This is a genomic window from Caballeronia sp. LZ003, assembly GCF_031451465.1.
In the GTDB taxonomy this organism is placed as follows: Bacteria; Pseudomonadota; Gammaproteobacteria; order Burkholderiales; family Burkholderiaceae; genus Caballeronia.
The window spans coordinates 915200-941939 of record NZ_JARUXJ010000004.1; the positions used below are offsets into that span (position 1 = coordinate 915200).

The following is a 26740-nucleotide window of genomic DNA, read 5'->3' on the forward strand; positions in this document are numbered from 1 at the left end:
GCACATGTCGGCGGATGTGATCGTCGTCGGCGCGGGCATCGTCGGCGCGGCGTGCGCGGCGGAACTGGCTGCGCGCGGGCTTGTGGTCGATGTCGTGGATGCGCGGGGTATCGGCGGCGGCGCGACGGCGGCGGGCATGGGGCATATCGTCGTGATGAACGATTCCGCCGCCGAATTCGCGCTGACCCGCGCGTCGCGCGACTTGTGGCTGGCGCTCGCGCCGCACTTGCGCGAACGCGACGCCTTCGTGCGATGCGGCACCGTCTGGGCCGCCGAAGACGACGAGGAACTCGACGCGGCGCAAACCATGCGCGATGCCTTCGCGGCAGGCGGCGTGCGCGCGCATTTGCTCGATGCGACCGGCTTGCGCGAGGCGGAGCCATCGCTGAGTCACGCGCTGCGAGGCGGCGTTCTCGTCGATGACGACGCCATCGTCTATGCGCCTGCAGCCGCGCAATGGCTGCTGACGCGCTCCGAAGGCGCCGCGCGCATTCGCGTCGTCACCGGCTGCGCGGTCGCTGGCGTCGCCGCGACCGACAGCGCCGCGAGCATCACGCTTCGCGGCGGCGAACGGCGTCACGCGGCGCATGTGGTCGTCGCCAACGGGATCGCGGCGGCGGAGTTGGTCGATGGCGTGTCACTCGAAGCCAAGAAGGGACATCTGCTGATCACGGATCGTTATCCGGGCACGATCGGGCATCAGGTGGCGGAACTCGGGTATATCAAGAGCGCGCATCACGCGCGCGGCGTGTCGGTGGCGTTCAACGCGCAGCCGCGGCCGACGGGACAGATTTTGATCGGCTCTTCGCGGCAGTTCGGCAAAGTCGATCCGGCCATCGATGCCCGCGTGCTCGCGCTCATGCTCAGACGCGCGTCGCGGTTTTTGCCGGGCATCGGCGCGCTCAACGCGATTCGCGCGTGGACCGGTTTGCGCGCGGCGACGCCGGACGGCATGCCGCTGATCGGCCCGGCGCGGTATGCGGGCGATCGGTTGTGGCTTGCGGCCGGGCATGAAGGGCTGGGCGTCACGACTTCGCTCGGCACTGCCGCGTTGCTGGCGGATCAGATTCTCGGCGCGATGCAAGCGCCTTACGCGGCTGCGTTTTCGCCGCAGCGGTTTGCGCGGGAGCCGGTCGATGGTTGAGATTGCGCGCTTGCCGCTCGCGTGGCCGCTTTGGCTTTCCAAGCTTGCAAGCAGGAATGCCTCGACGATTGCTGCCGGGCGTGGCGCAATCGACGGCGAAGCGCCGGGTCCGCTCGCGCTCTTACAAGATCGTCCAGATGGCTGAAACCGTCCGCATCTTCATCGACGGTGAAGCGCTCGACGTCGCCGCTTTCACCACCATCGCCGCCGCGCTCGCGATGCGCTCGATCGGAGGCACGCGCCGCTCCGTTTCGGGCGAGCCGCGCGCCGCGCTCTGCGGAATGGGCGTCTGCGAGGAGTGCCGCGTCGTCGTGGCGGGCCGCGCGCATGTGCTCGGCTGTCAGACGTTGTGTGACGAAGGCCTCGTCATCCAGACGATGGCGACGCCGCGATGACGCCCGAAATGTTCGATATCGCGATCGTCGGCGCGGGGCCGGCGGGGCTCGCGGCGGCGCAGGAAGCCGCGCGCGCGGGCGCGCGAGTCGCGCTCATCGACGATAACCCGCGTCCCGGCGGTCAGATCTGGCGGCAGGGTCCGCAGGCAGCGCTCGCCGATCCACTTCGTCACTGGCTCGCCGATACCGCCACGCGCCCGAATCTCACACGCTTGAGCTCGACCAAAGTGGCCGCCGTCTCCGGCGACAAGCGGCTCCTGCTGGAGCAGCAGACGGCATCGCTCGAAATCGCCTGGTCGAAGCTGATTCTCGCGACCGGCGCGCGCGAGCGTCTGTTGCCGTTCGAGGGCTGGACGTTGCCCGGCGTCACGGGCGCGGGCGGCTTGCAGTCGCTCATCAAGAGCGGGATGCCGGTGCGCGGGCAGCGCGTCGTGGTGGCGGGAAGCGGTCCGCTACTGCTCGCCGCCGCCGATACCGCGCGTCGTCACGGCGCCGAAGTTCTCGCGGTCATCGAGCAGGCGCGTTTTGGGCGCATCGCGCGTTTTGTCGCGTCACTTGCGGCGACGCCCGCGAAGCTCGCGCAGGCCATGGCGCTTGGAACGGCTGGCTATCGGACGGGCGGTGTCGTCGTGAAGGCGCACGGGCGTGAGCGCGTCGAAGCCGTCACGATCCGCACTGGCAGTCGGGAGCGAATCATCGAAGCCGATCGCATCGCGTGCGGTTACGGGCTCGTGCCGAATACGACGCTCGCGCAGGCGCTAGGCTGCGCATTCGCCGATACCGCCGCCCTTTGCATCGACGACACTCAGCGCACTTCGCTCGATGCGGTGTTCGCCGCCGGAGAATGCACGGGCATCGGCGGCATGGAACTGGCGCGCGTCGAAGGATTGATTGCGGCGCGCGCGGCGCTGGGGCTCGCCATCGACATGCGTCTCGTGCGCGAACGCGGGCGCTGGCGTGCGTTTGCCGGGCGCGTCGAGCGCGCTTTCGAGCTGGGTGTTGCCGCACGCACGCCGCCATCCGCCGACACGCTCATATGCCGCTGCGAGGACGTGCGCTTTGGCGACGTCGCGGCGCATGCCAATTGGCGCGATGCGAAGCTGCAGACGCGCTGCGGCATGGGCGCGTGCCAGGGACGCATTTGCGGCGAGGCGGCGTCGGTGTATTTCGGCTGGGAACGCCCGATGACGCGTCCACCGTTCGCGCCAGTTCGCATCGATACATTGATGGCGGAACTCGACGAAGGCGCGGTGGATTGAGGTCTTGGCGGCCGATGAACCGCGTACTAGCGTGATGAAGCCGTGCCGCGATACGCTTCACGCCAACGCCAACGCCAACGCCAACGCCAACGCCAACGCCAACGCCAACGCCAACGCCAACTTCAAGAACCGACGCCCGCTCACGCATGAGCCGCCATGCAAGGCAGACGCCACGCTCAATTTTGTCCTGATGCACTCGCTCCTATAATCACCCGCATCGCGTTCAAAGTCAGCCCAACCGAAAACGCATGCCAACCTCGCCCGGCCTTCCCGACGAAGAACCCGCAGCCGATGCCTCGCCTGCATCGACGCTCGGCGCCATGCTCGCGCACTTCGCGCTGCTCGCGCCGGTGTTCGACGCGATGCCCGACATCGTGTTCTTCGTGAAAGATCGCCACGCGCGCTACGCGATGGTCAACCGCACGCTCGCGCGCCGCTGCGGCCACAAGGACGACAAGTCCGCGCTGCTCGGCCGAACCGCCGAGGACGTTTTTCCGAGCCGCTTCGGGCGCATCTATACGGCGCAGGATCAGGCGATCATCGCGCAGGGCACTCAGCTTATCGATCAACTCGAACTGCATCTGTATCCCGGCCGCGAGCCCGGCTGGTGCATGACCTGCAAACAGCCGCTGCACGATGCGACGGGCAAAATCGTGGGTCTCGCGGGTATTTCGCGCGATCTGCAAGCGGCCGAAGGCACGCATCCGGCCTACAGCCGGCTCGCGGCGGTCGTGCAGCACATCCAGGAAAATTTCGTGCAGCCGCTCAACATGCGGCAACTCGCGCAGATGGCAAACATGTCGATCGCGCAGCTCGAACGATATTTTCACAAGGTCTTTCACCTGACACCGCGCCAGGTATTGCTGAAGACGCGGCTCGATGCCGCCACCGCACTGCTCGTCTCAAACGACAACAAGGTGACGGACGTGGCAGCGTTATGCGGCTACACCGATCACAGCGCCTTTACGCGGCAGTTCAAGGCGACGGTCGGAATTACGCCGACGGAATATCGCGCGCTGTTGCAGACATCGCAGGCGCCGCAGCCGTTGTCCACGCGCCCCGATTCCGCCGCGAACCTAAATGTCTGACGAGAAATCGGGGCATGGCTGCGGTTTTAATTACACGGTCGTGCGGCTTTACCGGCCGGTGCGCCACTAGAAAAACGCTGAAACCGCCACCAGTCAAGGGTCTGCGGGCGACGCCGCAGACCGGTCCGGTTCTTGCTCGATTTCGGTGCGCCGAGACCGGCATTACCCCCGTTGTCCCGGCGCGAGACATACTGCGCGGCATTCCGCACCGGTGCACGCGCAGCATAGAACACGGTGCGTTCGGAATTCCCGCCGCGTTTTCTTGTCAACGTATGCTTGGTGCGCGCAGTCGACGCAAGGTTGCCCAGGCAGTCAGGAGCGGCGAGCCGTGGAGACCGTGCGCGAGAATTCCGTTTTAGGCAGTCGAAAAGAACATCATGAACGAAGTAGCAAGACTGGGGCACACGCGGATCGTGCTGGTCGAAGACGATCCCGAAAGCAGGGCATCACTGCAAATTTTGCTTGAAGAAGAAGGCGCCGATGTGATCGCCGTAGCCGACGCCGAAGACGGCGCGGAAGCCGCGATCCGGAATCTTCCCGATGCGGTGATATGCGATCTCGACCTTCCCGGAATGGACGGTTTCTACCTCGTGCAACGTTTGCGCGACCACGAAATACGGGGCAATCTCCCGCCTTCCGTGGCCATCGCGCTGACGGGACACGACGGCGACGAATACCGATTACGAAGTATCGGCGAAGGATTCCAGCATTTCATGACGAAGCCCGCGCATCCCGATGAACTGGTGGCGCTGATTCAAGACGCGCTGTCGGCACGTGTGGTGACTTGAATTCGCGTTTGTCTTGCGCGAGCGGCGTCGGCTGCAAGCGCAAGACAGCGGGAAAAGGCAGGCGATAAGCGGCTATGAGCGGTCGCGATTGCGGGCGCGCGTTGCGCCGGTAATGACGGCGATGCCGAGCAGGATGACGGCTACGATGGCGATCGTATGTTGCGACACGTGCATGGCAACGAGCCCCCACGCTACGCCGCCGATGAAAATCAGCCAGCCCACCAGATAAATGATCAGCGTCACGGTTTCTCCTGTTGTCCCTGTGTGCGTGTGAAAGAGATGCGCCCTTGGGCGCGCGGACATTATCCTTCGACGTATGCTCGCGTGGTGTCGGCTTGCAAGTCGCATACCAACGCTCACGATAAAAATACGAGGCAACAGCGTGCTCACCGTCCATCACCTCAATAATTCCCGCTCGCAACGCGTCCTCTGGATGCTCGAAGAACTCGGCGTCCCGTACGAGCTGAAGCGTTACGAGCGCGATCGCAACACAATGCTCGCGCCGCCCGAACTACGCGCCGTGCATCCGCTCGGCAAGTCGCCGGTCATCACGGATGGCGCGCAGACCATTGCGGAATCGGGCGCCATTCTCGAGTATCTCGTCGATCGCTACGGCGAAGGGCGTTTCTCGCCGCCGCATGGCGCATCGCCGGAACGCGTGCGCTTCAACTACTGGATGCATTACGCCGAAGGCTCGGCCATGCCGCCGTTGCTGCTCAAACTCGTGGCCTTGCGCATCGGCAGCGCGAAGATGCCGTTCTTCGTGAAGCCGATCGGCCGCCGGATCGCGCAGACCATGCAGACCAGTTTCATCGATCCGCAATTGAAGCTGCATTTCGGTTATATCGAAAGCGAACTCGCGAAGTCCGAATGGTTCGCGGGCGACACTTTTAGCGCCGCCGACGTGCAAATGAGCTTTCCACTCGAAGCCGGCAGTCAGCGCGCGGGCGCGAAGAGCTTGCCGCATGTGCGTGCGTTTCTGGAACGCATTCACGCGCGGCCTGCATATCAGCGTGCGCTCGAGCGCGGCGGCCGTTACGATCTCGCGGGATAGCGTCGGATAGCGCCCGACGCTTCGGCGCGCGCCGTTGCGTACAATGAAGCGCGACTTCATCGCAGATGCAACCAAGCTCCAAGGCAAGCATGGCTCGAATCGTTCCCGACGACTGGAAGAACCTGGAAGCAACCGGCGCAGCGGCCCGCGAGCTCGAAACGCTCGCGCTGCTGGAAAAGCTGCCCGAGGACTATACGGTGTATCACGGCGTGCACTGGACGCGCGTCAACGAAGGCTTCTCCGTCTTCGGCGAAGCGGATTTCGTGGTGGTCGCGCCATCGGGCCGCGTGCTGATGATCGAGCAGAAAGCCGGTTTCCTGCGCGAGACCAGCGCGGGGCTCGTGAAGGTCTACTTGCAGAAGGAACGCAACGTCGCCATTCAACTCGCGCGCACGCTGGAAAATCTGCATCGGCGCTTTACGGCGGCGTTCGGCGCGGGAACGTATCGCATCGAGGAACTGCTGTATTGCCCCGACTACACGGTGAAGGACGCGGCCATTGCCGGCGTGCCGCCCGGACGTATCGTCGATGCAAGCCGCAAGGCGCAACTGCCGAAAGTCGTGCTGGAGATTCTGCCGCCCGACGAGCCGCGCTTCGAGTCGGCCGCGCGCATCCATCACTTTCTCGCCGATGAACTCTCGCTCACGCCCGATACCAACGCGCTCGTCGGCGCAGCCAACACGCTCGTCACGCGCCTTTCAGGCGGTTTGGCGACATGGGCGCGCCGGCTGGAGTTTTCGCCGTTTCGCTTGCGCGTGATCGCAACCGCCGGCGCGGGCAAGACGCAACTCGCCGTGCGCGTCATGCGCGACTCGCTCGCGGCGGGCAAGAGCGTGCTGTACGTATGCTTCAACCGGCCGCTCGCGGATCATATCCGCGCGATCGCGCCGAAAGAGGCGAGGATCGCGAATTATCATCAGCTGAGCGCCTCGGTGGCGTGCGATGCCGGCAGTCCGCCCGACTTCTCCCAGCCCGATGTCTTCGCGACGCTCGAAGAACGCTTCGCCGCCGTGCCCGTGCCCGAGCACTGGAAGACGGATGTGTTGATCGTTGACGAGGGACAGGATTTTCAGCCGGGATGGGTCGAACCGCTGGAACGGTTGCTGAATCCGGACGGCGCGTGGTGGTGGCTCGAAGATCCGATGCAGAACCTGTATCTGCGCGAGCCCGTGCCGCTGCCCGGCTGGACCATTCTGCGCGAGACGACCAATTACCGCAGTCCGCGCGATCTTCTGGGCTTCATCCGCAAGATCGTCGGTCCGGGCGCGCGGCTGGATGCGGGCAGTCCGTTCGATGGCTCGGACGTGACTATCGCCACCTACGAGAACGGCCATTCCGACGAAGTGATCGAGGCGACCAAGCGCGCCATCACGCAGGCGCTCTCGCTCGGCTTTCGCAAGCAGGACATCGCGGTGCTGTCGTTTCGCGGGCGCGAGGGTTCGGCGCTCACGCCCGTCGATCATCTCGGGCCGCATCGGTTGCGCGCGTTCACCGGCACGTACGATCTGTTCGGCAATCCGGAGTATCGCGAGGGCGACGTGCTGCTCGAATCGATCTATCGCTTCAAGGGACAATCCGCGCCGTGCGTGATCCTCACCGAAGTCGACTTCGACGTGCTCGATGAACAAGCCGCGCGCAAAGTCTTCGTCGGCGCGACGCGCGCGACCATGAAGCTGATCGTGGTCGCGTCGGAGCGGGCGGCAGCCGCCATCGAAACGCTGCCATAAAGCAATGTCCGTCATAGCCGCCAAACCTGCCGCGCCCGGCATGCCCGGAAGGCCGTGGTTTCGCCGTTTCTGGTACGCGGCGCTGATCGTGTTCGCGGTGGCACCGCCTATCGGCGCGGTCGGCTACATGCTGTATTCGGGGCTGTTGGCGCGCGATTCCCATCGCTTCGCGCTGCCTTACGACGGTCTCTATTGGGACGCGGCGCAATTTCAGATCGACTACGAGCGTTTCGAGAGCCAGGTGCTGCTGTTCCGTGGCGGAATCGATGAAGACGCCGATGCCGTGCGCGCAAGCTACCGGCAGCTACGCGCGCGGCTGAAGCAGGTCGCGGAATCGAACGATCTGCTCGCCGGACACGACACGCTGCGCAATCGTCAGCAGGAAATTCTCCGGCAGATCGACACCGCGCTCGGCTCCGTCGAAACCGATGTAGAGGCATTGCGCGCCGACCATCAACGCACGCTGCGCACCATCGGCGTGTTGCGGCAGAACGCACCCGCCGTCGCGGAACTCGCGAGCGGCCGGCGTCTGATGGAAATCGTCGGGCGCGATTCCGTGGTGCGCGACTTCGAAAAGAAGCGCACGTATCTGATCTACGGTGGCATTCTGCTTGGGCTTTTATCGGCGGCGGCCACGGCGCTATTGCTGTTCAACGGCTACCGGCGCACGCGTCTCATCGAGCAGCAACGCGCCGCGCTCAGCGCCGAGCATCAGGCGACCCGCGCCGCGCGCGAGGCGGGCGTCGCGAAAGACACGTTCCTCGGCATGATCAGCCACGAACTGCGCACGCCGCTGCACGCCATCGTCTCGTCGGTCGAGCTTCTCGGGCTGAATCTGCGCGCCGAGGCGGATCGCAAGATCATTCAGCGGCTCGAAGCAGGCGCGCGCCATCTCGAAGCGCAGATGCGCGATCTCACCGACTACGCGCGTCTCGGCGCGGGCAAGCTCGAACTGCGCATGGCCGTGTTCGATCCCGCCGAACTGCTCGATTCGATCGTCGATGCCAACACGCCCGCGGCCAACGCGAAAGGTCTTGCGTTACGCGGCGGATTCGAAGGCGCGCGCGGGCCGCTCGAATCGGACCCGCATCGCGTGCGGCAGATCGTGACCAACCTCGTGACCAATGCCGTCAAATACACGGAGGCAGGTTCCATCGACGTGCATTTCGTGCGCGCCGACAAGCGCCTCGACATCTCCGTGGTGGATACCGGACCCGGCATCTCGCGCGAACAATTGCCGCTCATCTTTCAGGAGTTCACGCAACTGGATTCATCCAGCACGCGGCGCTTCGACGGCGCGGGCATGGGCCTCGCGGTCGTGCGCGGCCTGGTGAATTTGCTGGGCGGGACGATCGAGGTATCGAGCGAAGTCGGGCAGGGCGCGGCGTTTCGCGTAAGTCTGCCGGCGGTATCGGTGGACTACTTGCCGGAGCCGCGCGATGAAGCGATGGAAACGCCCGCCAGCGGCAGATCGCGCGTCCTCGTGATCGACGACCACGAAGCGATCCGCGATTCATTGACGGAAATGCTCACGCACCTGGGTTATTGGACAGTCGCAATGCCCGATGTGGACAGCGCGCTCGCATGGCTGCGCGCCAACGACGCCGATGTGATCCTCGCCGACCTGCACATGCCGGGCAAGGACGGCTACTCGTTCGCCAACGAATATCGCGCGCGCCTTTCGCCGGGCGCGAGCGTGCCGATCATCGCGGTGAGCGCCTACGCGCCGGAACTCGTCGACCCGCGCGCAGCGATTCTCTTCTTCGATTATTTGCTGAAGCCCGTGCGCTATGACGTGCTGAAAGGCGCCGTGCACCGCGCCGTGACGGTGCGGCGGCGCGCGGCGTGAGCGGACTCAACTACGCAAAAGCCGCTTGGAAAGATCCGCGACGAGAATGCCGAGCCGCGCCGGTTTTTCGAAACACGTCACGTTGTAGTCGCGAATCACCTGGCTGATTTCGGACTCGCTCGCCTTGCCGGTGGTTAATTCGCCTGTCAGCACGAAGATGGGCGCATCCGGATTGTCCGACTCGCGTACGTCGCGGATAGCGCCGGCTGACGTGTGTACGCCGAACAGCCAGTCGATCACCACGGCATCGAACACCTGCACTTGCAGCGCTTCGTGGAACGCGTCGAGCCCGTAGTAAGCCATCGCCGTGAAGCCGCTGAATTCCAGATAGTCGTGCAGATTGTCGGCGGAAGCGTGATCGTCGTCGACCACGGCGATGATCGGCTTCTCGATATCCGCGCGGCGCGGCAGGATCTCGATCTTGTGGACGTCGAACGCTTCGTGAAGCAGCACGCCTTCGTGACGCGAGACGATCCAGCGGTTATTCAGCTTCTGCGCGATGAAGTCGGGCCGGCTGCCCGCGTCCAGCGCATTTCCGACCCACGTCATGCAGGGAATTTCCAGCGAGCCGATCTTGAGCACCGCGTCGTGCGCCGTGCCTTCACTCTCGTCGGCGCGCGTGTCGATGGGTTCGAAGAGCTTGAGCGCGGCTTCGTCGAACGCGTCCGCGACCTTGCGAATTTGCGCGAGCGTCCATGGGCTGTTACCGCGCAGTTTGCGGTGCCCTTGCGAAAAACTCAGGTCGAGGATGCGGCACAGTTCCGCGGTTTGCTGCCGCTTGCCAATACCGTGGCGGGCCATGAGCTCACGCACGCGCTCAGCGACGGCGAGCGATTCCGATGAAGACGTTTCAGTGACCATACAGCCAAATGCGTAGAGGGGTGTCGACAAGGAAGCGGTTCGCGCGAGGCAAGACGCCTGAGTGCCACATTGTAAAGGGCGCGGCTAAGCGAACTCAAAACGGACCGGCGGACGATCGACAATGAGCTTGCATTTTACTTTCGTGCGATTGCTGCCGTCGTTCGTTGGCGCTCATTGAAGATCGTGGTTTACGAGGCGTGCGTAAGTGTTGCAGATCGACCCGCCAGGGACGTCGGATCGGCGTCGCGAGCCGCGACGCTCGATTGCGCAACAGGCATCGGTTGCGGCGGTTTCAGGCGAAGGCGGGCGCGGTTTGGCGCGCGGATTTTTGTGCAACGGGCATTTCATCGAGCAGCGTGGAAAGCTGGCTTTCGGCGTCGCGTCCACTGAATTCGCGCAAGGTGGCAAGCAGCGTGCGCCACGGCGCGGGCCAGCGCGTCTCGCGGACACAGTGTCCGGTTGCGTCTGTGATGCGCAGTAGCGTGGTGTCGGGGAAGTACGTGAGCGTGACGGGCATTCCGTCGAGTACGCAAGTGGCAGTGCAGGCTTTCGGTGTGAACATGCTTTCTTATGTGAGTAATGTTCGGGCGCGGCCCGATTTATCGTCTGGTCAATGCGACCGTGAAGAGCTAAAGCAATGCGCGTTCCCGACGATGGCTGCGAACGCTACTTAAACATTCGGAATCGGCTCCATCTTAAAAAGTCGCTTCGATAGTTAAACGGCGTTTTGCGAAGTTGGCGATAAGTTGACCGAGATTATCGCTTTATACTGCGACGTAGCCAGTTTAAGGAGGTTCTCGTGTTTGTCGCCATTCTTCTCTTTAGCCCAATCGGTATCGCCGCTTTATTCGCCTTTGCCATGTTCGCCGACCGCGCCTTTCACGACCAGCACGTGGAAAGGTCTGGGACTGCGGTCCACCCCGAGACACCTCGGCGCATGTTCAAACTTCGCTCACGCGACGCAAACCCTGCTCGTCGATAAGCCAGCCGATCCGCTTTCGCTATCGAACGATTGCCCTTTCGAATTGTTGCGCTATTGCCGTGGGACTATAGTGCGTCTCACGGCATTCATTTCTTGCATGAATGACGCAACAACAAGGAGACGAAAGGATGAACCGGATCGATCTGGCGGGCCGCACGGTGGTTGTAACAGGCGGCGCGCGCGGCATTGGCCTCGCGGTAGCGGAACGGGCACTCGAATCGGGCGCGGATGTCGTGCTGTGGGACGTCGACGGCGAACGGCTGCAGCGCACGACTGCGGAACTCTCCGCCAAGCACGAAGACCGCAAGGTGAGCGACGCAGTCGTCGAACTCACCGATGAAGCCTCCATCGAGGCGGCCGTCCAGAAAGCGCTCGCCGCGCACGGCCATATCGATGTCCTCGTGAACAACGCAGGCATCACCGGCGGCAACGGCACGACCTGGGAACTCGCTCCCGATGTTTGGCGCCGCGTCGTCGATGTCAATCTGATCGGGCCGTATCTCACTTGCCGCGCCGTCGTTCCGCACATGCTGAAGGCGGGTTACGGGCGCATCGTCAACGTGTCGTCCATCGCGGGCAAGGAAGGCAACCCGAACGCCTCGCACTACAGCGCGTCGAAGGCCGGGCTGATCGGGCTCACCAAGTCGCTCGGCAAGGAACTCGCGGGCAAGGGCATTCTCGTCAACGCGGTCACGCCGGCCGCCGCCAAAACCGAAATCTTCGATTCGATGTCGCAGCAGCACATCGACTACATGCTGTCCAAAATTCCGATGAACCGCTTTCTTCAGCCGCAGGAAGCCGCGTCGCTGATCCTCTGGCTCTCGTCGGAAGACTGCGCGTTCAGCACGGGCTCGGTGTTCGATCTGTCGGGCGGACGCGCGACTTATTGATATCGCCGTGATTGCTCGATCGCCATCATAAAAAAGCAAGGCGACCTGGAGAGAGACATGAATGACTCCGTTAGCGCGGAAGGCGCCGTCACGTCCCGCGTGATGCGCCGGCTGCTGCCGTTTCTGCTGCTCATGTATGTGCTCGCGTTTCTGGACCGCGCGAACATCGGTTTCGCGCAGAAGGCGCTGCAGCAGGACACCGGCCTCACCAATGCCGCGTTCGCGTTCGGCGCGGGCGTGTTCTTCGTCGGCTACGCAATCTTCGAGGTGCCGAGCAATCTGCTCTTGCATCGCGTGGGCGCGAAGCTGTGGATGTGCCGCATCATGGTGACGTGGGGTCTTGTTTCGGCGGCGATGTCCTTCGCGCACAACGCCACGACCTTCTACACGTTGCGCTTTCTGCTCGGCGTGGCGGAAGCCGGATTCTTTCCCGGCATCGTCTATTACTTGACGCGCTGGTTCCCGCAAAGCGCTCGGGCGCGTGCGCTCGGCGTGTTTTACTTCGGCGCGCCGCTCGCGTTCATCTTCGGTGCGCCTTTGTCCGGATTGCTGCTGGACTTGCACGGCGCGCTCGGCTTTTCGGGCTGGCAATGGCTCTTTCTGGTCGAAGGCTTGCTCGCGTCGATCGTCGGTGTCTGGGCGTTCTGGTATCTCGACGACGACCCCGCCCGCGCACGCTGGCTCACTCAGGATCAACGCGCGCTGCTCGTCGCGCGTCTCGATGACGACGCCCGCAACGCGTCATCGCACGGACCGCGTGGCGTGCTGGCGGCGCTCATCGATCCGCGCGTGCTGGTCTTGTGCTGCGCGTATTTCCTGATCCAGGCAGCCGTCTATGGCGTGGTGTTTTATCTGCCGCAACAAGTGTCCGCGCTGCTCGGAACCAAGGTCGGCTTTCGTGTCGGACTCGTGACCGCGTTGCCGTGGGTGGCGGCCGTCATCGTCACGTGGATCGTGCCGCGTTATGCGGATCGCACCGGCAAGCATCGCGTGTGCGCTATCGCGTTGCTCGTGATGTCGGGCGTCGCGATCGTCGTGTCGGGCATTGCGGGAACGCCGGTGGTATCGCTTATCGCGCTGTGTTGCGCCGCGAGCGGATTCATCGCCGCCCAGCCGCTCTTCTGGACGTTCCCGACGCGTTATCTCACTGGCGCGGCCGCGGCGGCCGGCATCGCGCTCATCAACTCGTTGGGCGGCCTCGGCGGATTCTTTGCACCGATGGCCCGCACCGCCGCCGAAGCCGCATTCCATTCGACCAGCGCCGGACTCATGGTGCTCGGCGCGGCGAGCGTCCTGGCCGCGCTCGTGATCGTCGCCTTCGTGCGCGTGCCGCAGCGCGACGCCTCGCGCGATGCCCGCGCCAAACCCGCCAGCGCATCCTGAACAACAACGCCTTCAAACGGAGACAGACACTCATGTCCATGCCCACCATTCGCCAAGTGCGCGCTTTCACCGTTCGCGGCGGCGGCGCCGATTATCACGATCAGGGCGCTAACCACTGGATCGACGATCACATCTCGACGCCGATGGCGCGTTATCCCGAGTATCGCCAGAGCCGTCAGTCGTTCGGACTGAACGTGCTCGGCTCGCTCGTCGTGGAAATCGAGGCAAGCGACGGCACGGTCGGCTTCGCGGTGACGACGGGCGGCGAGATCGGCGCATTCATCGTCGAGAAGCATCTGGCGCGCTTCCTCGAAGGGCAGCGCGTGACGGATATCGAAAAGATGTGGGATCAGATGTATTTCGCGACGCTGTACTACGGGCGCAAGGGTATCGTGCTCAACGCGATATCGGGTGTCGATCTGGCGTTGTGGGATCTGCTCGCGAAGGTGCGCCAGGAACCCGTGTTCCAGTTGCTCGGCGGACCGGTGCGGGATGAACTCCAGTTCTATGCAACCGGCGCGCGGCCGGATCTTGCCAAGGAGATGGGTTTCATCGGCGGCAAGATGCCTTTGCAGCATGGACCGGCCGAAGGCGAGGAAGGGCTCGCGAAGAACATCGCCAAACTGGCCGACATGCGCTCGAAAGTCGGTGACGACTTCTGGCTCATGTTCGACTGCTGGATGAGCCTCGACCTCAACTACGCGAAGCGCCTCGCGAACGCGGCGCGCGAGCATGGCCTGAAATGGATCGAAGAGGCGCTGCCGCCCGACGATTACTGGGGCTATGCCGAACTGCGCCGCGCGGTGCCAGGCGGCATGATGGTGACGACGGGCGAACACGAAGCCACGCGCTGGGGTTTTCGCATGCTCTTCGAGATGGGCTGCGCGGACCTCGTGCAGCCGGATGTCGGCTGGTGCGGCGGCATCACGGAGCTCATCAAGATATCGGCGCTCGCGGATGCGCATAACGTGCTCGTGGTGCCGCACGGTTCGTCGGTGTATAGCTATCACTTCGTGGTGACGCGTCACAACTCGCCGTTCGCCGAGTTCCTCATGATGGCCGAGAAAGCCGATCAGGTCGTGCCGATGTTCACGCCCTTGCTGCTCGACGAACCCGTTCCGGTGAACGGCCGCATGAAGGTGCCGGAGACGCCGGGCTTCGGCGTGCGGCTGAATCCCGAATGCGCGTTGACGCGTCCGTACACTCATTGAAGGAAACGTTCATGCTGTTGAAAGACAAAGTGGTGATCGTGACGGGCGGCTCGCGCGGCATCGGCCGGGCGATCGCGCTGGCGAGCGCGCGCGAAGGCGCGAACGTCGCGATCAACTATTGGGGCGACAACGACAAGTCGTACGGCAAGGGCTACGCGGTCGAGTCGATCCTGCGCGAGATCGAGGCGCTCGGCCGTCGCGCGATTGCGGTCGAAGGCAATGTCGCCGAACACGAGACCGGCCGCGAACTCGTGCGCCGCACGGTGGACGCCTTCGGGCGCGTCGACGTGCTGTCGAGCAACGCGGGCATCTGTCCGTTCCATGCGTTTCTCGACATGCCGCCATCGGTCTATGAAACCACGGTCGCGGTGAACCTGAACGGCGCGTTCTACGTGACGCAGGCCGCGGCGAATCAGATGAAGGATCAAGGCACGGGCGGCGCGATCATCGCGACGAGTTCGATCAGCGCGCTCGTCGGCGGCGGCATGCAAACGCATTACACGCCGACCAAGGCGGGCGTGCATTCGCTGATGCAGTCGTGCGCCATCGCGCTCGGCCCTTACGGCATCCGCTGCAATTCGGTGATGCCGGGCACCATCGCCACCGACCTCAACGCCGAAGACTTGTCCGATACGGAAAAGCGCGCCTATATGGAAAAGCGCATTCCGCTTGGAAGACTCGGTGAACCGGACGATGTGGCGCAGTGCGTCGTGTTTCTGGCATCGGATCGCGCGCGTTACGTGACGGGCGCGTCGCTGCTCGTGGATGGCGGTCTCTTCGTCAACCTGCAGTGACCGCGAGCGACGACGCCGAATACTTGCGCAACAGCGCGATGAAGTATTCGGCGGGTTCGGAGAGCGTCTCGAACTTGCGGCGCAGCAAGCCGAAGCCCGACAGACTCTTGCCGATTTCAATGGGCAGTTCCACCAGCAATTGCGCGCGCAGATAATCTCGCACGACGGATTCCGGCAGCATTGCGACGGCGTCGCTGTTTTGCAGCAGTTGCAGCGTCGCGAAGATGGACGCGCATTCCACGATATCGGCAGGCGTGGTGAGCCCGGCGCGCGCGAGTTCATCCTCGAAGAGATGACGCGCGGGACTCGTGATCGGCTGGAGGATCCACGGCCAGCCGACGAGTGTATCGAGCGCGAGCGTCGTCTTCGAAACGAGTGGATGTCTGGCGCGCACGACGAGCCGCATGGCTTCGCGCGCAAGCGGTTCGAAATCGAAGTCGTTGTGCTGCAAAGGCGTGGTGAGACGGCCGAGCGCGAGATCGACTTCGCGGCGATGCAGCAGTTGCACGACCTGGTCGCTGGTTTCGCCGAGGATGCGCACGTTGAGCAGCGGCCGCTCCGACTTGAGTTCGGTTACGGCCATGGCGAGCACGTCGGGCGCGGCGCCCATGATCGCGCCGACCGTGAGTTGGCCATGTCCGCCACGGCGTTTGTTGTCGAGGTCGTCGGCGAAGCGGGTGAGGTCGGCGAGCGAGCGGCGCGCGTAGGCGAGCGCGGACATGCCGAGCGGCGTTGGCTGCATGCCGCGCGCGTTGCGCTCGAAGAGCAGGAAGCCGAACGCTTCCTCGATATCGGCCAGCATGCGGCTCGCGCTCGGCTGCGCGACGTTGATGGCGTCGGCGGCCTGGTGCAGATTGCGCGCGTCGTCGAGCGCGACGAGCAGCGCCAGATGCTTGAATTTCAGGCGATTGACGAGCGCCACCTGTGAGACGTTCTGATTCATTGTCGGTCCGCGGTGATGCAACGCAGTAGCTTCAAACCGATACGCATTTGCGATCGGCCAATCCTTCTTTCGGATTGTCGTGTTATCGGTCGGCGAATTATAGTCGCAGCACAACGAGGCGCGAACATTCGGGCTCACTAAACAAAATCAGGCGGTCCGCCATGGAGACAATGGCATTTCGCATGACCCTGAAGCCGGGCATGCGCGAGGAATACGAGAAGCGCCATCGCGAGATATGGCCCGAACTGGCCGATGCGCTCGTTGCAGCGGGCATCCGCGACTACTGGATTTTTCTCGACGAAGCGACCGGACATCTGTTCGCGACCTACAAGCGCACCGGCACGCATTCGACCGACGCGTTGCCGCACTTGCCCATCATGCGCAAGTGGTGGGACTACATGGCCGAGCTGATGGAAACGCATGCGGACAACGCGCCTGTTGCCGTGCCGCTTGCGCCCGTCTTTCATCTTCCGTAATCGCGCATTTCCAAGCTCGTGAGGAACACCATCATGCAGGTCGTCGATCCGCATATCCACTTGTGGGATTTGTCCACACATCACTATCCGTGGCTGGCGAATCCGCAGACATCGTTCGTCGGCGACGCGCGCGATTTGAAGCATGACTATCTGCTCGCCGATCTGTTGCGCGATGCCGGCGACATCGAAGTGCTGAAGATCGTGCACGTCGATGCGAACCACGATCCCGCCGATCCTGTCGAGGAAACGCGCTGGCTGCAAGGACTCGCCGACGACAACGGCCGCGGCATGCCGAACGGCATCGTGGCGGGCGCGGATTTATCGGCCGACGATGCACCCGCCGTGCTCGAAGCGCACGCGGCCTTCGCCAACACGCGCGGCATCCGGCAGATTCTCAACGTGCATGAAAATCCGTTGTATGACTACGTCGGGCGGCACTTCATGCACGAGCCTCGGTGGCGCCGGAACTTCGCGTTGCTCGAGCGCTTCGGCATGTCGTTCGACTTGCAGCTTTATCCGTCGCAGATGAACGATGCCGCGCAACTCGCGCGCGAACATGCAAACACGCAGTTCATCGTCAATCATGCGGGGATGTTCGTGGACCGGTCTTCGGTCGAAGGATATCGCGCGTGGCGCGACGGCATGCGTGCGCTCGCGGCTTGTCCGAACGTCGCGGTGAAGCTGAGCGGCTTCGCCATGCTCGATCACGAATGGACAGTGGAGAGCTTCCGGCCGTATGTGCTCGAAACCATCGATACCTTCGGCGTCGGCCGCGCGATGTTCGCATCGAATTTCCCGGTCGACAGGCTTTTCGGTACTTACAAACAGCTGTGGAACGCCTACGCGCAGATCGTGAGCGACGCGAGCGATAGCGAAAAGCAAGCACTATTCGTGCGTAATGCGGAGCGGATTTACCGCATTTGATAACAACGTTCGAAGACCGGAACTGGCGTCGGACTTGATCGAAGGCGTCGCGTGAAACTCGCGTAAGCGCTCAGGCGCAACGCCAAGGTCCACGGCGTTGCACAGGCCGGAGCAAGCGCCAGCTTCGGCCGATAAACAGGAGACAGCGCATGACAATCAACAAGCCGCCAAGACTCGAATTGCGGCACGCGAGCAAGGCGTTCGGCCGCGTGCGCGCATTGGGCGACGGCAGCCTGCAACTCTTCGCGGGCGAAGTCCACGCGTTGCTCGGCGAAAACGGCGCGGGTAAATCCACGCTCGTCAAACTGCTCGCCGGCGTGTATCAGCCGGATGCAGGCGAGATTCTGGTCGATGGCGAACCGCGCCGCTTCGCCAATCCCGCCGAGGCACGCGATGCCGGTCTCGCCGTCATCTATCAGGAGCCGACGCTGTTCGCGGACCTTTCCATCGCGGAGAACATCTACATGGGCCGGCAGCCGCGCGACCGGCTCGGACGCATACGCTACGACGAAATGCATCGCGAAGTCGATGCGTTGCTCGCGTCGCTCGGCGTGAACCTGCGCGCGCAACGGCTCGTGCGAGGCTTGTCGATCGCGGACCAGCAAGTGGTCGAGATCGCCAAGGCGCTTTCGCTCGACGCCAACGTGCTCATCATGGACGAGCCCACCGCCGCGCTCTCGCTAACGGAAGTGGAGCGGCTCTTCGCCATCGTGCGTGCGCTGCGTGAGCGCGATGTCGCGATCCTCTTCATCACGCACAGGCTCGACGAAGTCTTCGCGCTGACGCAGCGCATGACCATCATGCGCGACGGCATAAAGGTCTACGACGCGCTCACCAGCGACATGACCATCGATGCCATCGTGAGCAAGATGGTCGGCCGCGATCTGGACACGTTCTATCCGAAGGCGGACGTGCAGCCCGGCGACGTGCGTCTCTCGGTCCGCAACCTGACGCGCGAAGGCGTATTCAAGAACATTTCCTTCGATGTCCGCGCAGGCGAGATCGTCGCGCTCGCGGGCCTCGTCGGCGCGGGACGCAGCGAAGTCGCGCGCGCCATCTTCGGCATCGATCCGGTCGATGGCGGTGAAGTGAAGATCGCGGGGAAGGCGCTCGCCCTCGGCCATCCGGCGGCAGCCGTGCGCGCGGGCCTCGCACTCGTGCCGGAGGATCGCCGCGCGCAAGGGCTCGCGCTGGAACTGAGCATCGCGCGCAATGCATCGCTCACCGTGCTCGGCCGCTTGATGCGGCACGGGCTCATCTCCGCGAAAAGCGAATCGACGCTCGCCGCCGACTGGGGCAAGCGCCTGCGCCTCAAGGCCGGCGATCTCGATGCGCCCGTCGGCACGCTGTCGGGCGGCAATCAGCAGAAGGTCGTGCTCGGCAAGTGGCTCGCGACGAATCCGAAGGTGCTCATCATCGATGAACCGACGCGCGGCATCGACGTGGGCGCGAAAGCCGAGGTGTATCGCACGCTCGCCGAACTCGTGAAAGAGGGCATGGCCGTGCTGATGATTTCAAGCGAGCTGCCCGAAGTGCTCGGCATGGCGGACCGCGTGCTCGTCATGCACGAAGGCCGTATCAGCGCCGACATTGCTCGCGCCGATGCAAACGAAGAACGAGTGATGAGCGCCGCGTTGGGCGCATCGCCGCAAACCCTGGGACGCGCCGCATGATGACACGACACTCTCCCACCATGCCCGCGCTGCCTGCCGCCGAAACGAAACGCGAGAGTCTCGCGGGTTCGATCGCGAAGAGTCGCGAGCTCACGCTCTTCATCGTGCTGCTCGTGCTGATTGGCGCGACCGCTGCGGTGAAGCCGGACTTCCTGAATCTGCAGAATCTGCGTGACGTGCTGCTGAATGTGTCGATCATCGGCTTGCTGACGGCGGGCATGACGATCGTCATGCTGATGCGGCATATCGATCTTTCGGTGGCGTCGATCGTCGGCGTGAGCGCCTATGCGGTCGGCAGCCTCTTCGTGATGAACCCGCACATGCCGGTGATCGTCGCGATGTGCGCGGGCATGGGCGTCGGGCTCGTGATCGGTGCGGTGAACGGCGCGCTCGTCACCTTCGGACGCGTGCCGTCGCTCGTCGCCACGCTCTCGACGCTGTATATCGTGCGCGGCGCGGACTACGCGTGGGTCCACGGCGGCCAGATCAACGCGACGAGTCTGCCGGATAGCTTCGCCACGATCGCAACCGGATCGCTGCTCGGCGTGCCGAATCTCGTGTTGATCGCGCTCGTCGTGCTGATCGCGTTGTCGGTGTATCTGAAGCAGTATCGCGGCGGCCGCGAGCATTACGCCATCGGCTCGAACCCCGAAGCCGCGCGTCTCGCGGGCATTCGCGTGGACCGCCGCGTGATGATCGGCTTCCTGCTGTCCGGCGCGATCGCCGGCCTTGCGGGCGTGCTGTGGCTTGCGCGTTTCGGCACCGTCGATGCCAGCACGGCGAAGGGCATCGAGCTGCAGGTGGTCGCGGCGGCGGTGGTCGGCAGCGTTGCGATCACGGGCGGCGTCGGCACGGTGGCGGGCGCGACGCTTGGCGCGCTGGTGCTGGGCGTCATCAACATCGCGCTCGTGGTGTTGCGCGTGTCGCCGTTCTGGCAGCAGGCCATTCAAGGCGCGCTGATCGTCGCGGCGATCGCGCTGGATACGTTGCTCGCGCGCTCGGTCGCGCGCCGCATGATGAGGAAACGCGATCATGGCTAAACCCGACTCGGCTCTTTCCACGGCAAAACGCCGTCATCTGCAATGGGAGGCGATGCTCGCCATCGTGCTGGTCGACTCGCTGATCGGCGGACGCGTGCTTTCGCCGATGTTCCTTTCCGGCGCGAACCTCTCGAACATGCTCGCCGATTTCACCGAGATCGCGCTGATCGCCTTGCCGATGACGCTCATCATCGTCGCGGCGGAAATCGATTTGTCGGTGGCGTCGGTGCTGGGCGTGTCGAGCGCGTTGATGGGCGTGCTTTGGCACATGGGCTTGTCGATGCCGCTCGTCATCGCCATCGTGCTCGTCGCGGGCACGATGGCCGGGCTGCTCAACGGGCTCGTGATCGTGCGCTTCAATCTGCCATCGCTTGCTGTCACCATCGGCACGCTAGCGCTGTTTCGGGGTCTCGCTTACGTGTTGCTCGGCGATCAGGCCATCGCGGACTTTCCGGCGTCGTACACGTCGTTTGGCATCGATACCATCGCGGATACCTTCCTGCCGATGCCCTTCGTTCTCGTGATCGCGGGCGCGCTCGTCTTCACGGTGCTGTTGCAGGCGACGCCGTTCGGCCGCAGCCTCTTTGCCATCGGCGCGAACCCCACGGCCGCGCAGTTTTCGGGTATCGACGTGACGAAGACCAAGATCAGGCTCTTCATGCTGTCCGGCGCGATGGCGGCGCTCGCGGGCATCGTCTATACGCTGCGTTTCACCAGTGCGCGCGGCGACAACGGCGAAGGCTTCGAGTTGTCGGTGATCGCGGCGGTGCTGTTCGGCGGCGTGAGCATCTTCGGCGGACGCGGGTCGATGATCGGCGTGCTGCTGTCGCTCGTCATCATCGGCGTGCTGCGCAATGCGCTGACGCTCGCGGATGTATCGAGCGAAACACTGACCATCGTGACCGGGGCGCTGCTGCTGTCCTCGGTGCTGATTCCCAATCTGGTCGCGCGCTGGCGGGCCGCGCGTGAAAGACGCTTCACGGCGCAGACGTCGTAGGTGTTGAAGGCTGGTCGAGGGTGAATTGAAGAACGTTGATAACCAGCGCAACGGTTTGTCCAAGGGCAAAACTTGCGCGCAATGACAGGAGACATACATGAAAAAACCGTATCGATTCTCACGCGGGCCGGTGCTCGCGGCGGCTTTGCTGGCCGCCACCGTGGCACTTGCTGCAAGCGCCGCCGAGCTGAAGAGCGGGTTGAAGATCGCTTTCCTGCCCAAGCAGATCAACAACCCGTACGAAGTCATTGCCGATGACGGCGGCATGGCCGCGATCAAGGAGTTCAAGGGCGATGGCAAGGTCGTCGGCCCGTCGGATGCGGGCGCGTCGTCACAGGTGAGCTATATCAACACGTTGATCACGCAGCGGCAGAACGCCATCGTGATCGCCGCCAACGACGCCAACGCGGTCGTGCCGTATCTGAAAAAAGCGATGTCGCAGGGCATCAAGGTCGTGACTTTCGACTCGGACACCGCGCCCGACGGACGGCAGATTTTCGTGAATCAGGCCGAATCGGAAGCGATCGGACGTGGACAGATCCAGTTGCTGTCGAAGCTGATTGGCGGTGAAGGCGAATTCGCGATTCTCTCCGCGACGCCCAACGCGACCAATCAAAACACCTGGATCAAATGGATGCAGGACGAACTGAAGAAGCCGGAGTATTCGAAGATCAAACTCGTGAAGATCGCCTACGGCAACGATGACGATCAAAAATCATTCGTGGAGACGCAGGGCCTGCTGCAGGCTTATCCGAACCTGAAGGGAATCGTGGCGCCGACATCGGTGGGCATCGCGGCGGCGGCGCGTTATATCTCGAGTTCGCCGGCCAAGGGCAAGGTCACGGTGACGGGTCTCGGCACGCCGAACCAGATGCGCGCGTTCGTGAAGAACGGCACGGTCAAGGCGTTCCAGTTGTGGGACCCGGGTCAGTTGGGTTATCTCGCGGCGTACGCGGCGGCCAGTCTTGCCTCGGGCACGATCACGGGCAAGGAAGGCGATTCGTTCGAAGCCGGCAAGCTGGGCAAGCGGACCGTGGGAAAGAGCGGGGAAGTGATTCTCGGGCCGCCTACGACGTTCGATTCGGCGAATATCGATAACTTCAATTTCTGAGGTCGAAAGGGTGGTGGGAATCTGAGAGGTTGGCCCCGCGGTCGCGGGGCTTTTTTATTCGCGTATGCAAATGGGTCATCCACGAAACTATCGACAGTTTCTGTTGAAAGCTCTGTGGATAGCCGCTGCGTGACCCTTCCAACGCATTGTTCCGCAAAGACTTTCCGGAGCGTGGCGATTGCGCGTCAAGATCAGCGTAAGGGCTGCCCGTCCCTGAGCACTTGAATGGCCGTCGCCGATTCGAATTGCGCATGCACCATATCTCCGGACTTCAAGCCGTCAAGCGATAAGTCCGGCGCGACCGCAAGCGTCACCGTGTGGGTCGGGCCGCGTAGCGTGATCTCGCGCTTTTTCTTGTCGATGTGCTGAATCGTCGCCAGTATCTCTACCGTTCGCGCCTGCGCCGTCACGCCGTTCGTCGCCGGAACAGTCGCTTGCGTGTCGACGCGCTCACGAATCGCACCCGGCTTCGCCTTGACCGCGCGCATCAGCACGGCGTTGCGATACTCGATGTTCACCGTGTCGCCTATCTTGAGCTTCTTGACATCGGCGACCTGCGGATTGACGGCAACTTCCACGACGCGCCCCGCCGGCCCTTTTAGCGCGACGCTGTTCGTCACCGGGTCGATGCCAACCACATGCGCCTGCACTTGCGCCACCGCCGCCCCGGCTCGCGCTTGCGGTTCCGACGCGGCATCCTGCGCCGCAACCGGCAAAGCCGAGCCACAAGCAAGCGCGACGAGTGCGCATCCGATCCATGAACTGCCTGCACGACGCGAAGTTCGAAGCATGGTCATCTCCTTTGATATGTGAACATCACCGGCATCAGCGTCGCGACTTCGACAGCAGATGCCCAAGCCCGAGATTGGTCGCGATCTGCCACACATAGACGCGCGAATAACGCACGCCGAAGCGCCGCTCGATCAGTTCGCGCAGACGCGAGTTGGTCCACGCGTCGCTCGCAAAACCATGCACGCGCGCCGGGCCCTGCAAGGCGGCCGCGATCCATTCGAGCGCCTCGCGGTCCAGCACCGATACCCGTCCGCCCACGCCCATTTTCGCGAGCTCGTCGAGCCCGCCATCGGACACGATTGCCTTGTAACGCTTCACCGTCTGCAAGGACAGATGCAGATGCTCCGCCACGGCCTGCACCGATGCCCCTTCGAGCAACATGCGCCCGGCTGTCATGCGCCGCTCGACGCTCGGCAGGGTAGTGGGCCGGGGCAACATGGCGCTCCTCGTTCGATACGCGTTTCGCGGACGCTATACGTCAGCCGCGATGCAAGGCGAGGTCTGAGCGCGTGCTCCGCTTCCTCGTCTGTCGATGCAGCTGCCAATCAGTTTCGGTTTCGGTATCGTGGCGCGCGAGGCGTCGGTAAGCGTTCATGCGTTCCCCCTGTCGAGCAAAGACTGCGGGACCTGTTCGGCGTACTTGCGGTGTACTAACGGTGTGCTGGATGTAACGATGAAGTGTTCGCGAAACGGCGGCGCTTTCAGGAAAGCCGGGTACTGGTCACCACCAATAAACGTTTTCCGCCGCGAAAGGGAACCATCGTCGAAATTTTTTAGGCTTGATTATTCGCGATGAATTGCCTATGCGCGAGGCTTCGCACGCGCCGAGCCGCGCAATTGCATGCGTGTGCGTTTCGAATGTGCACGGCCGGTCGGCAAATGCGGGCGCGATTAACCACGCCGTCTTTGCGAAAAACCGGCGCGCGCAGAAGCACGCGGAGCATTCCGCTTGCATGGCCTGAGGTGAGAATGACGAAGGCGAAACGCCCATGCCTTACGAATCGCGCTTAATGACTACGCATAATGATGGCGTTTATTGGCCACCGTGCATGCGTATCCGAAAGGCGGGGAAACGAGGAAGGGCGTTACACGCGATAAAACTCGATATCCTGACCGGCATGCACGGCGCGCTTCAGCCATTCGGGCATGTCGCCCAGGCCGTCCCACGTATCGCCGCTGGCGTTACGGAAAATCGGCGCTGCGCCGTCTCCGGATTGCGGCAGTGACGGCAATTGCGGCATGGCCCGAGCTGGCTTCGCCGTACCGTTGGCGCCGTTGGTCCTGGTAAAGGTAGGCGGCGGTTCGGCCGCTGGCGCGTCGGCCAATGCTTCGGCCAGCGCGCCTTCCGTAATGCCGAACTCGACCATCCGGCTGCGTAAATACGCGATGATGCTGTCTCGCTTTCTTTCGTCCACGGCTTTCCTGATTCAGCTTTTTGATTTGCGAAAGACGAACCGATGCCCCGCGCGGACCGGGGCGGCTCGATGACTAGGTTTGATATGTTTTATCCAGCGTGACGCACAGTGAAACGTGCGTCAATTAGTGTATTTACCGCAGACCGCGCTTATCCCATCACACGCGCCGCCCACACCGATTAATGTCCCCGCTGTGTCGGCTATATAACAGTAATACCGGCTTCGGACATTGGCTCGTGCGGGAATCGCCATGACGGACGCACGACTATAGTGCGCGCGGGAGGTCACGTCGGGAGGCTACGAACTGCGGGAAAGCGACACTCGAACCGCCCGGTTTCCCGAACGGCTGATGCGTCGCCTGAACGCTATTGTATGCTGCTTGCGCCAACTATTAAATTGTTTTAACGACTATGTTGTTCACCCGGCAATTCCGCACCGTGCGCGCGAATTGCCGCAATCAGTTCGGCGGGCGTAATTTCATAACGAACTTCACGATGAATACCCGGCTTGCGCTCGTCGATCTCGATCAACAGAACAGCCTTGCCGTCGGATGCGGGTTCGAGCCGCAGCGAACGCACTTCCTGGCCGCTCGATTCATCGTATTCCGTCAGGAGCGTCATGGCGCCCGTGGCGGCGCTTTTCGGCATCGACATTCTTCCTCCCGTCTTGCGACGTATTTGTTGTTGTCTTGCCGCGCCTCCTCTCGCATGCACGAATTTCGGGCGCACGACGAAGGCAGACACGGCGGATAAGCAGATGCAAAGCGCGCACGCGCCCCGCCTGTCTCATTATTGCCTGTCAAAAGCGCGCGCGTAAAGCGTAGGGGCTTTCCCGAATGTCGTGCGGCCTTCGTCGTTGCGCCGATTTAACCGCCGGCGGCAATCGAATCGCGTACTTCCGCCGTGATCTCGAACGAGCGCAGACGCGCCCGATGATCGAAGATCTGCGCCGTGACGATCAACTCGTCGGCCTGAGTCTGCTCGATCACCGAGCGCAAACCCGCTTCGACATCCGCGCGCGCGCCGACCACCGAACACGCGAGCGACCGCTCGACGCCTGCGCGCTCGCCCTCGCTCCACGCGATCTGGTCGACGGGCGGCGGCAATTGGCCGGGCGTGCCGCGCCGCAAATTGATGAACTGCTGCTGCAGCGAGGTAAATAGAAAGAGGGCTTCATCGACGGTATCGGCGGCGAAGACGTTCACGCCGACCATCGCGTGAGGCTTCTTGAGCGTCGCCGATGGCCGGAACTGCGTGCGATACACCTCCAGCGCGGTCAGCAGATAATCCGGCGCGAAATGCGACGCGAACGCGAACGGCAGCCCGAGCGCCGCCGCCAGTTGCGCGCTGAAGAGCGACGAGCCGAGCAGCCAGATGGGCACATGAAGACCGGCGCCGGGCACTGCGCGCACGCGTTGTCCCTCGACGGGATCGGCGAAAAAACGCTGCAGTTCGACGACATCGTCAGGGAAGGAATCGGCGCTGCCTTGCAAGTCGCGACGCAGCGCGCGAGCCGTGGTCTGGTCGGTGCCGGGCGCGCGTCCGAGGCCCAAGTCGATACGTCCCGGAAACAGCGACGCGAGCGTGCCGAACTGTTCGGCGATGACGAGCGGCGCGTGATTCGGCAGCATGATGCCGCCCGAGCCGACGCGAATGGTCTTGGTGCCCGCCGCGATATGGCCGATCACGACCGCCGTCGCCGCGCTGGCAATGCCCGTCATGTTGTGATGCTCGGCGAGCCAGTAGCGGTTATAGCCCCAGCTTTCCGCGTGACGGGCGAGGTCGAGCGAATGCGCGAAGGCGTCGGAGGCGGTCGAGCCGAGCGGAATCGGTGAGAGGTCGAGAAGCGAGAAGGGGATCATTGCGACGTTCCGGATGCGTGGGACGGCGAGAAGCGTGGCCGCCAGCGTTCAGGCCCGGCTGGCGGACAAGCCGCGCCGGTGCC

The 26740-nt window shown here is 63.4% G+C and carries 28 protein-coding genes; 19 read left to right on the forward strand and 9 right to left on the reverse strand.

Going from position 1 to position 26740, the window contains the following annotated elements; genetic code table 11:
- Positions 1-4: 4 nt before the first annotated feature.
- The 6 genes from QCE79_RS28275 to QCE79_RS28300 all read left to right on the forward strand — a co-directional run bounded on the left by QCE79_RS28275 (position 5) and on the right by QCE79_RS28300 (position 4674).
- Entirely contained in the window at positions 5-1144 is a 1140-nt protein-coding gene (locus QCE79_RS28275; protein ID WP_309850635.1) for an FAD-dependent oxidoreductase, read from the forward strand.
- 137 nt (positions 1145-1281) lie between these two features.
- On the forward strand, positions 1282-1539 hold the full coding sequence (locus QCE79_RS28280) for a 2Fe-2S iron-sulfur cluster-binding protein (protein ID WP_309850637.1): 258 nt from the start codon (positions 1282-1284) through the stop codon (positions 1537-1539).
- Positions 1536-2798, forward strand: a complete 1263-nt coding sequence (locus QCE79_RS28285) for an FAD/NAD(P)-binding oxidoreductase (RefSeq protein WP_309849549.1) — start codon at positions 1536-1538, stop codon at positions 2796-2798. Before QCE79_RS28280 ends, QCE79_RS28285 begins: the two co-directional genes overlap by 4 nt.
- 4 nt (positions 2799-2802) lie before the next feature.
- Positions 2803-3006, forward strand: coding sequence for a hypothetical protein (locus QCE79_RS28290; protein WP_309849551.1), 204 nt, complete (start codon positions 2803-2805; stop codon positions 3004-3006).
- 40 nt (positions 3007-3046) lie between these two features.
- Positions 3047-3886 carry an AraC family transcriptional regulator gene (locus QCE79_RS28295; protein ID WP_250493253.1) on the forward strand — a complete coding sequence of 280 codons (840 nt, stop codon included), beginning with the start codon at positions 3047-3049 and terminating at the stop codon, positions 3884-3886.
- A gap of 377 nt (positions 3887-4263) precedes the next feature.
- Positions 4264-4674, forward strand: coding sequence for a response regulator (locus QCE79_RS28300; protein WP_244828431.1), 411 nt, complete (start codon positions 4264-4266; stop codon positions 4672-4674).
- A 72-nt stretch (positions 4675-4746) separates the two neighbouring features.
- On the opposite strand, the gene QCE79_RS28305 is transcribed toward QCE79_RS28300, so the two are convergent.
- The gene (locus tag QCE79_RS28305; RefSeq protein WP_244828429.1) at positions 4747-4917 is read right to left on the reverse strand and encodes a hypothetical protein; all 171 of its coding nucleotides are present in this window, start codon (positions 4915-4917) and stop codon (positions 4747-4749) included.
- Positions 4918-5056: 139 nt separating this feature from the next.
- Between QCE79_RS28305 and QCE79_RS28310 the strand changes: the two genes are divergently transcribed.
- The 3 genes from QCE79_RS28310 to QCE79_RS28320 all read left to right on the forward strand — a co-directional run bounded on the left by QCE79_RS28310 (position 5057) and on the right by QCE79_RS28320 (position 9304).
- A complete protein-coding gene (locus tag QCE79_RS28310) occupies positions 5057-5728 on the forward strand; it encodes a glutathione S-transferase (RefSeq protein ID WP_250466759.1) in 672 nt (223 codons plus the stop codon).
- A gap of 89 nt (positions 5729-5817) precedes the next feature.
- Complete coding sequence (locus tag QCE79_RS28315) at positions 5818-7455, forward strand: ATP-binding domain-containing protein (RefSeq protein WP_309849558.1); 1638 nt, start codon at positions 5818-5820, stop codon at positions 7453-7455.
- Between the two features lie 4 nt (positions 7456-7459).
- Positions 7460-9304, forward strand: coding sequence for an ATP-binding protein (locus QCE79_RS28320; protein WP_309849560.1), 1845 nt, complete (start codon positions 7460-7462; stop codon positions 9302-9304).
- Positions 9305-9310: 6 nt separating this feature from the next.
- On the opposite strand, the gene QCE79_RS28325 is transcribed toward QCE79_RS28320, so the two are convergent.
- Positions 9311-10165 (reverse strand): helix-turn-helix domain-containing protein, encoded by an 855-nt coding sequence (locus QCE79_RS28325; RefSeq protein ID WP_244828425.1) that lies wholly within the window; start codon positions 10163-10165, stop codon positions 9311-9313.
- A gap of 292 nt (positions 10166-10457) precedes the next feature.
- Positions 10458-10727, reverse strand: a complete 270-nt coding sequence (locus tag QCE79_RS28330) for a hypothetical protein (protein ID WP_244828424.1) — start codon at positions 10725-10727, stop codon at positions 10458-10460.
- 548 nt (positions 10728-11275) lie between these two features.
- On the opposite strand from QCE79_RS28330, the gene QCE79_RS28335 reads away from it, so the two are divergent.
- The 4 genes from QCE79_RS28335 to QCE79_RS28350 are packed head-to-tail and all read left to right on the forward strand — an operon-like array spanning position 11276 to position 15425.
- Positions 11276-12037: an SDR family NAD(P)-dependent oxidoreductase gene (locus QCE79_RS28335; RefSeq protein WP_244828423.1), complete on the forward strand. Its 762-nt coding sequence runs from the start codon at positions 11276-11278 to the stop codon at positions 12035-12037.
- 57 nt (positions 12038-12094) lie between these two features.
- Positions 12095-13420 carry an MFS transporter gene (locus tag QCE79_RS28340; RefSeq protein ID WP_250466766.1) on the forward strand — a complete coding sequence of 442 codons (1326 nt, stop codon included), beginning with the start codon at positions 12095-12097 and terminating at the stop codon, positions 13418-13420.
- A gap of 32 nt (positions 13421-13452) precedes the next feature.
- On the forward strand, positions 13453-14631 hold the full coding sequence (rhmD, locus tag QCE79_RS28345; protein ID WP_250466768.1) for an L-rhamnonate dehydratase: 1179 nt from the start codon (positions 13453-13455) through the stop codon (positions 14629-14631).
- Positions 14632-14642: 11 nt separating this feature from the next.
- Complete coding sequence (locus QCE79_RS28350; RefSeq protein WP_244828419.1) at positions 14643-15425, forward strand: SDR family NAD(P)-dependent oxidoreductase; 783 nt, start codon at positions 14643-14645, stop codon at positions 15423-15425.
- Here the strand turns inward: QCE79_RS28350 and QCE79_RS28355 are convergent.
- Positions 15412-16368: a LysR family transcriptional regulator gene (locus tag QCE79_RS28355; RefSeq protein WP_250509943.1), complete on the reverse strand. Its 957-nt coding sequence runs from the start codon at positions 16366-16368 to the stop codon at positions 15412-15414. The two genes, QCE79_RS28350 and QCE79_RS28355, sit on opposite strands and share 14 nt — an antisense overlap.
- Positions 16369-16529: 161 nt before the next feature.
- Here QCE79_RS28355 and QCE79_RS28360 point away from each other — a divergent pair, with 161 nt between their 5' ends.
- The 6 genes from QCE79_RS28360 to rhaS all read left to right on the forward strand — a co-directional run bounded on the left by QCE79_RS28360 (position 16530) and on the right by rhaS (position 22589).
- Positions 16530-16844, forward strand: a complete 315-nt coding sequence (locus QCE79_RS28360; protein WP_250466771.1) for an L-rhamnose mutarotase — start codon at positions 16530-16532, stop codon at positions 16842-16844.
- 33 nt (positions 16845-16877) lie between these two features.
- Complete coding sequence (locus tag QCE79_RS28365; protein WP_309849572.1) at positions 16878-17768, forward strand: amidohydrolase family protein; 891 nt, start codon at positions 16878-16880, stop codon at positions 17766-17768.
- Positions 17769-17917: 149 nt separating this feature from the next.
- Complete coding sequence (locus tag QCE79_RS28370; protein WP_309849574.1) at positions 17918-19441, forward strand: sugar ABC transporter ATP-binding protein; 1524 nt, start codon at positions 17918-17920, stop codon at positions 19439-19441.
- Positions 19441-20481: an ABC transporter permease gene (locus tag QCE79_RS28375; RefSeq protein ID WP_404989444.1), complete on the forward strand. Its 1041-nt coding sequence runs from the start codon at positions 19441-19443 to the stop codon at positions 20479-20481. Before QCE79_RS28370 ends, QCE79_RS28375 begins: the two co-directional genes overlap by 1 nt.
- Positions 20474-21478 carry an ABC transporter permease gene (locus tag QCE79_RS28380; RefSeq protein ID WP_309849576.1) on the forward strand — a complete coding sequence of 335 codons (1005 nt, stop codon included), beginning with the start codon at positions 20474-20476 and terminating at the stop codon, positions 21476-21478. The genes QCE79_RS28375 and QCE79_RS28380 overlap by 8 nt, the downstream gene beginning before the upstream one ends.
- Positions 21479-21575: 97 nt before the next feature.
- Complete coding sequence (gene rhaS, locus QCE79_RS28385; protein ID WP_244828410.1) at positions 21576-22589, forward strand: rhamnose ABC transporter substrate-binding protein; 1014 nt, start codon at positions 21576-21578, stop codon at positions 22587-22589.
- 191 nt (positions 22590-22780) lie between these two features.
- On the opposite strand, the gene QCE79_RS28390 is transcribed toward rhaS, so the two are convergent.
- From QCE79_RS28390 to QCE79_RS28410, 5 genes are all read right to left on the reverse strand, one after another.
- Positions 22781-23380 (reverse strand): hypothetical protein, encoded by a 600-nt coding sequence (locus QCE79_RS28390; protein WP_309849579.1) that lies wholly within the window; start codon positions 23378-23380, stop codon positions 22781-22783.
- 34 nt (positions 23381-23414) lie between these two features.
- A complete protein-coding gene (locus QCE79_RS28395) occupies positions 23415-23819 on the reverse strand; it encodes a helix-turn-helix domain-containing protein (protein WP_244828407.1) in 405 nt (134 codons plus the stop codon).
- A gap of 647 nt (positions 23820-24466) precedes the next feature.
- Positions 24467-24796, reverse strand: coding sequence for an H-NS family nucleoid-associated regulatory protein (locus tag QCE79_RS28400; protein ID WP_309849582.1), 330 nt, complete (start codon positions 24794-24796; stop codon positions 24467-24469).
- A gap of 401 nt (positions 24797-25197) precedes the next feature.
- Positions 25198-25449, reverse strand: coding sequence for a hypothetical protein (locus QCE79_RS28405; RefSeq protein WP_370652151.1), 252 nt, complete (start codon positions 25447-25449; stop codon positions 25198-25200).
- 212 nt (positions 25450-25661) lie between these two features.
- On the reverse strand, positions 25662-26657 hold the full coding sequence (locus QCE79_RS28410; protein WP_250493262.1) for a luciferase-like monooxygenase: 996 nt from the start codon (positions 26655-26657) through the stop codon (positions 25662-25664).
- Positions 26658-26740: the final 83 nt, after the last annotated feature.

Excerpts from the sequence above, each read along its gene's own strand:
- QCE79_RS28370 (WP_309849574.1), top strand. The coding sequence starts at position 17,918 with ATGACAATCAACAAGCCGCCAAGACTCGAATTGCGGCACGCGAGCAAG.
- QCE79_RS28335 (WP_244828423.1), top strand. The coding sequence starts at position 11,276 with ATGAACCGGATCGATCTGGCGGGCCGCACGGTGGTTGTAACAGGCGGC.
- QCE79_RS28350 (WP_244828419.1), top strand. The coding sequence starts at position 14,643 with ATGCTGTTGAAAGACAAAGTGGTGATCGTGACGGGCGGCTCGCGCGGC.
- QCE79_RS28380 (WP_309849576.1), top strand. The coding sequence starts at position 20,474 with ATGGCTAAACCCGACTCGGCTCTTTCCACGGCAAAACGCCGTCATCTG.
- QCE79_RS28405 (WP_370652151.1), bottom strand. The coding sequence starts at position 25,449 with ATGTCGATGCCGAAAAGCGCCGCCACGGGCGCCATGACGCTCCTGACG.
- QCE79_RS28315 (WP_309849558.1), top strand. The coding sequence starts at position 5,818 with ATGGCTCGAATCGTTCCCGACGACTGGAAGAACCTGGAAGCAACCGGC.
- QCE79_RS28285 (WP_309849549.1), top strand. The coding sequence starts at position 1,536 with ATGACGCCCGAAATGTTCGATATCGCGATCGTCGGCGCGGGGCCGGCG.
- rhaS (WP_244828410.1), top strand. The coding sequence starts at position 21,576 with ATGAAAAAACCGTATCGATTCTCACGCGGGCCGGTGCTCGCGGCGGCT.
- QCE79_RS28355 (WP_250509943.1), bottom strand. The coding sequence starts at position 16,368 with ATGAATCAGAACGTCTCACAGGTGGCGCTCGTCAATCGCCTGAAATTC.
- QCE79_RS28300 (WP_244828431.1), top strand. The coding sequence starts at position 4,264 with ATGAACGAAGTAGCAAGACTGGGGCACACGCGGATCGTGCTGGTCGAA.
- QCE79_RS28295 (WP_250493253.1), top strand. The coding sequence starts at position 3,047 with ATGCCAACCTCGCCCGGCCTTCCCGACGAAGAACCCGCAGCCGATGCC.
- QCE79_RS28410 (WP_250493262.1), bottom strand. The coding sequence starts at position 26,657 with ATGATCCCCTTCTCGCTTCTCGACCTCTCACCGATTCCGCTCGGCTCG.
- QCE79_RS28280 (WP_309850637.1), top strand. The coding sequence starts at position 1,282 with ATGGCTGAAACCGTCCGCATCTTCATCGACGGTGAAGCGCTCGACGTC.
- QCE79_RS28275 (WP_309850635.1), top strand. The coding sequence starts at position 5 with ATGTCGGCGGATGTGATCGTCGTCGGCGCGGGCATCGTCGGCGCGGCG.
- QCE79_RS28375 (WP_404989444.1), top strand. The coding sequence starts at position 19,441 with ATGACACGACACTCTCCCACCATGCCCGCGCTGCCTGCCGCCGAAACG.
- rhmD (WP_250466768.1), top strand. The coding sequence starts at position 13,453 with ATGTCCATGCCCACCATTCGCCAAGTGCGCGCTTTCACCGTTCGCGGC.
- QCE79_RS28325 (WP_244828425.1), bottom strand. The coding sequence starts at position 10,165 with ATGGTCACTGAAACGTCTTCATCGGAATCGCTCGCCGTCGCTGAGCGC.
- QCE79_RS28360 (WP_250466771.1), top strand. The coding sequence starts at position 16,530 with ATGGAGACAATGGCATTTCGCATGACCCTGAAGCCGGGCATGCGCGAG.
- QCE79_RS28330 (WP_244828424.1), bottom strand. The coding sequence starts at position 10,727 with ATGTTCACACCGAAAGCCTGCACTGCCACTTGCGTACTCGACGGAATG.
- QCE79_RS28320 (WP_309849560.1), top strand. The coding sequence starts at position 7,460 with ATGTCCGTCATAGCCGCCAAACCTGCCGCGCCCGGCATGCCCGGAAGG.
- QCE79_RS28365 (WP_309849572.1), top strand. The coding sequence starts at position 16,878 with ATGCAGGTCGTCGATCCGCATATCCACTTGTGGGATTTGTCCACACAT.
- QCE79_RS28390 (WP_309849579.1), bottom strand. The coding sequence starts at position 23,380 with ATGCTTCGAACTTCGCGTCGTGCAGGCAGTTCATGGATCGGATGCGCA.
- QCE79_RS28395 (WP_244828407.1), bottom strand. The coding sequence starts at position 23,819 with ATGTTGCCCCGGCCCACTACCCTGCCGAGCGTCGAGCGGCGCATGACA.
- QCE79_RS28340 (WP_250466766.1), top strand. The coding sequence starts at position 12,095 with ATGAATGACTCCGTTAGCGCGGAAGGCGCCGTCACGTCCCGCGTGATG.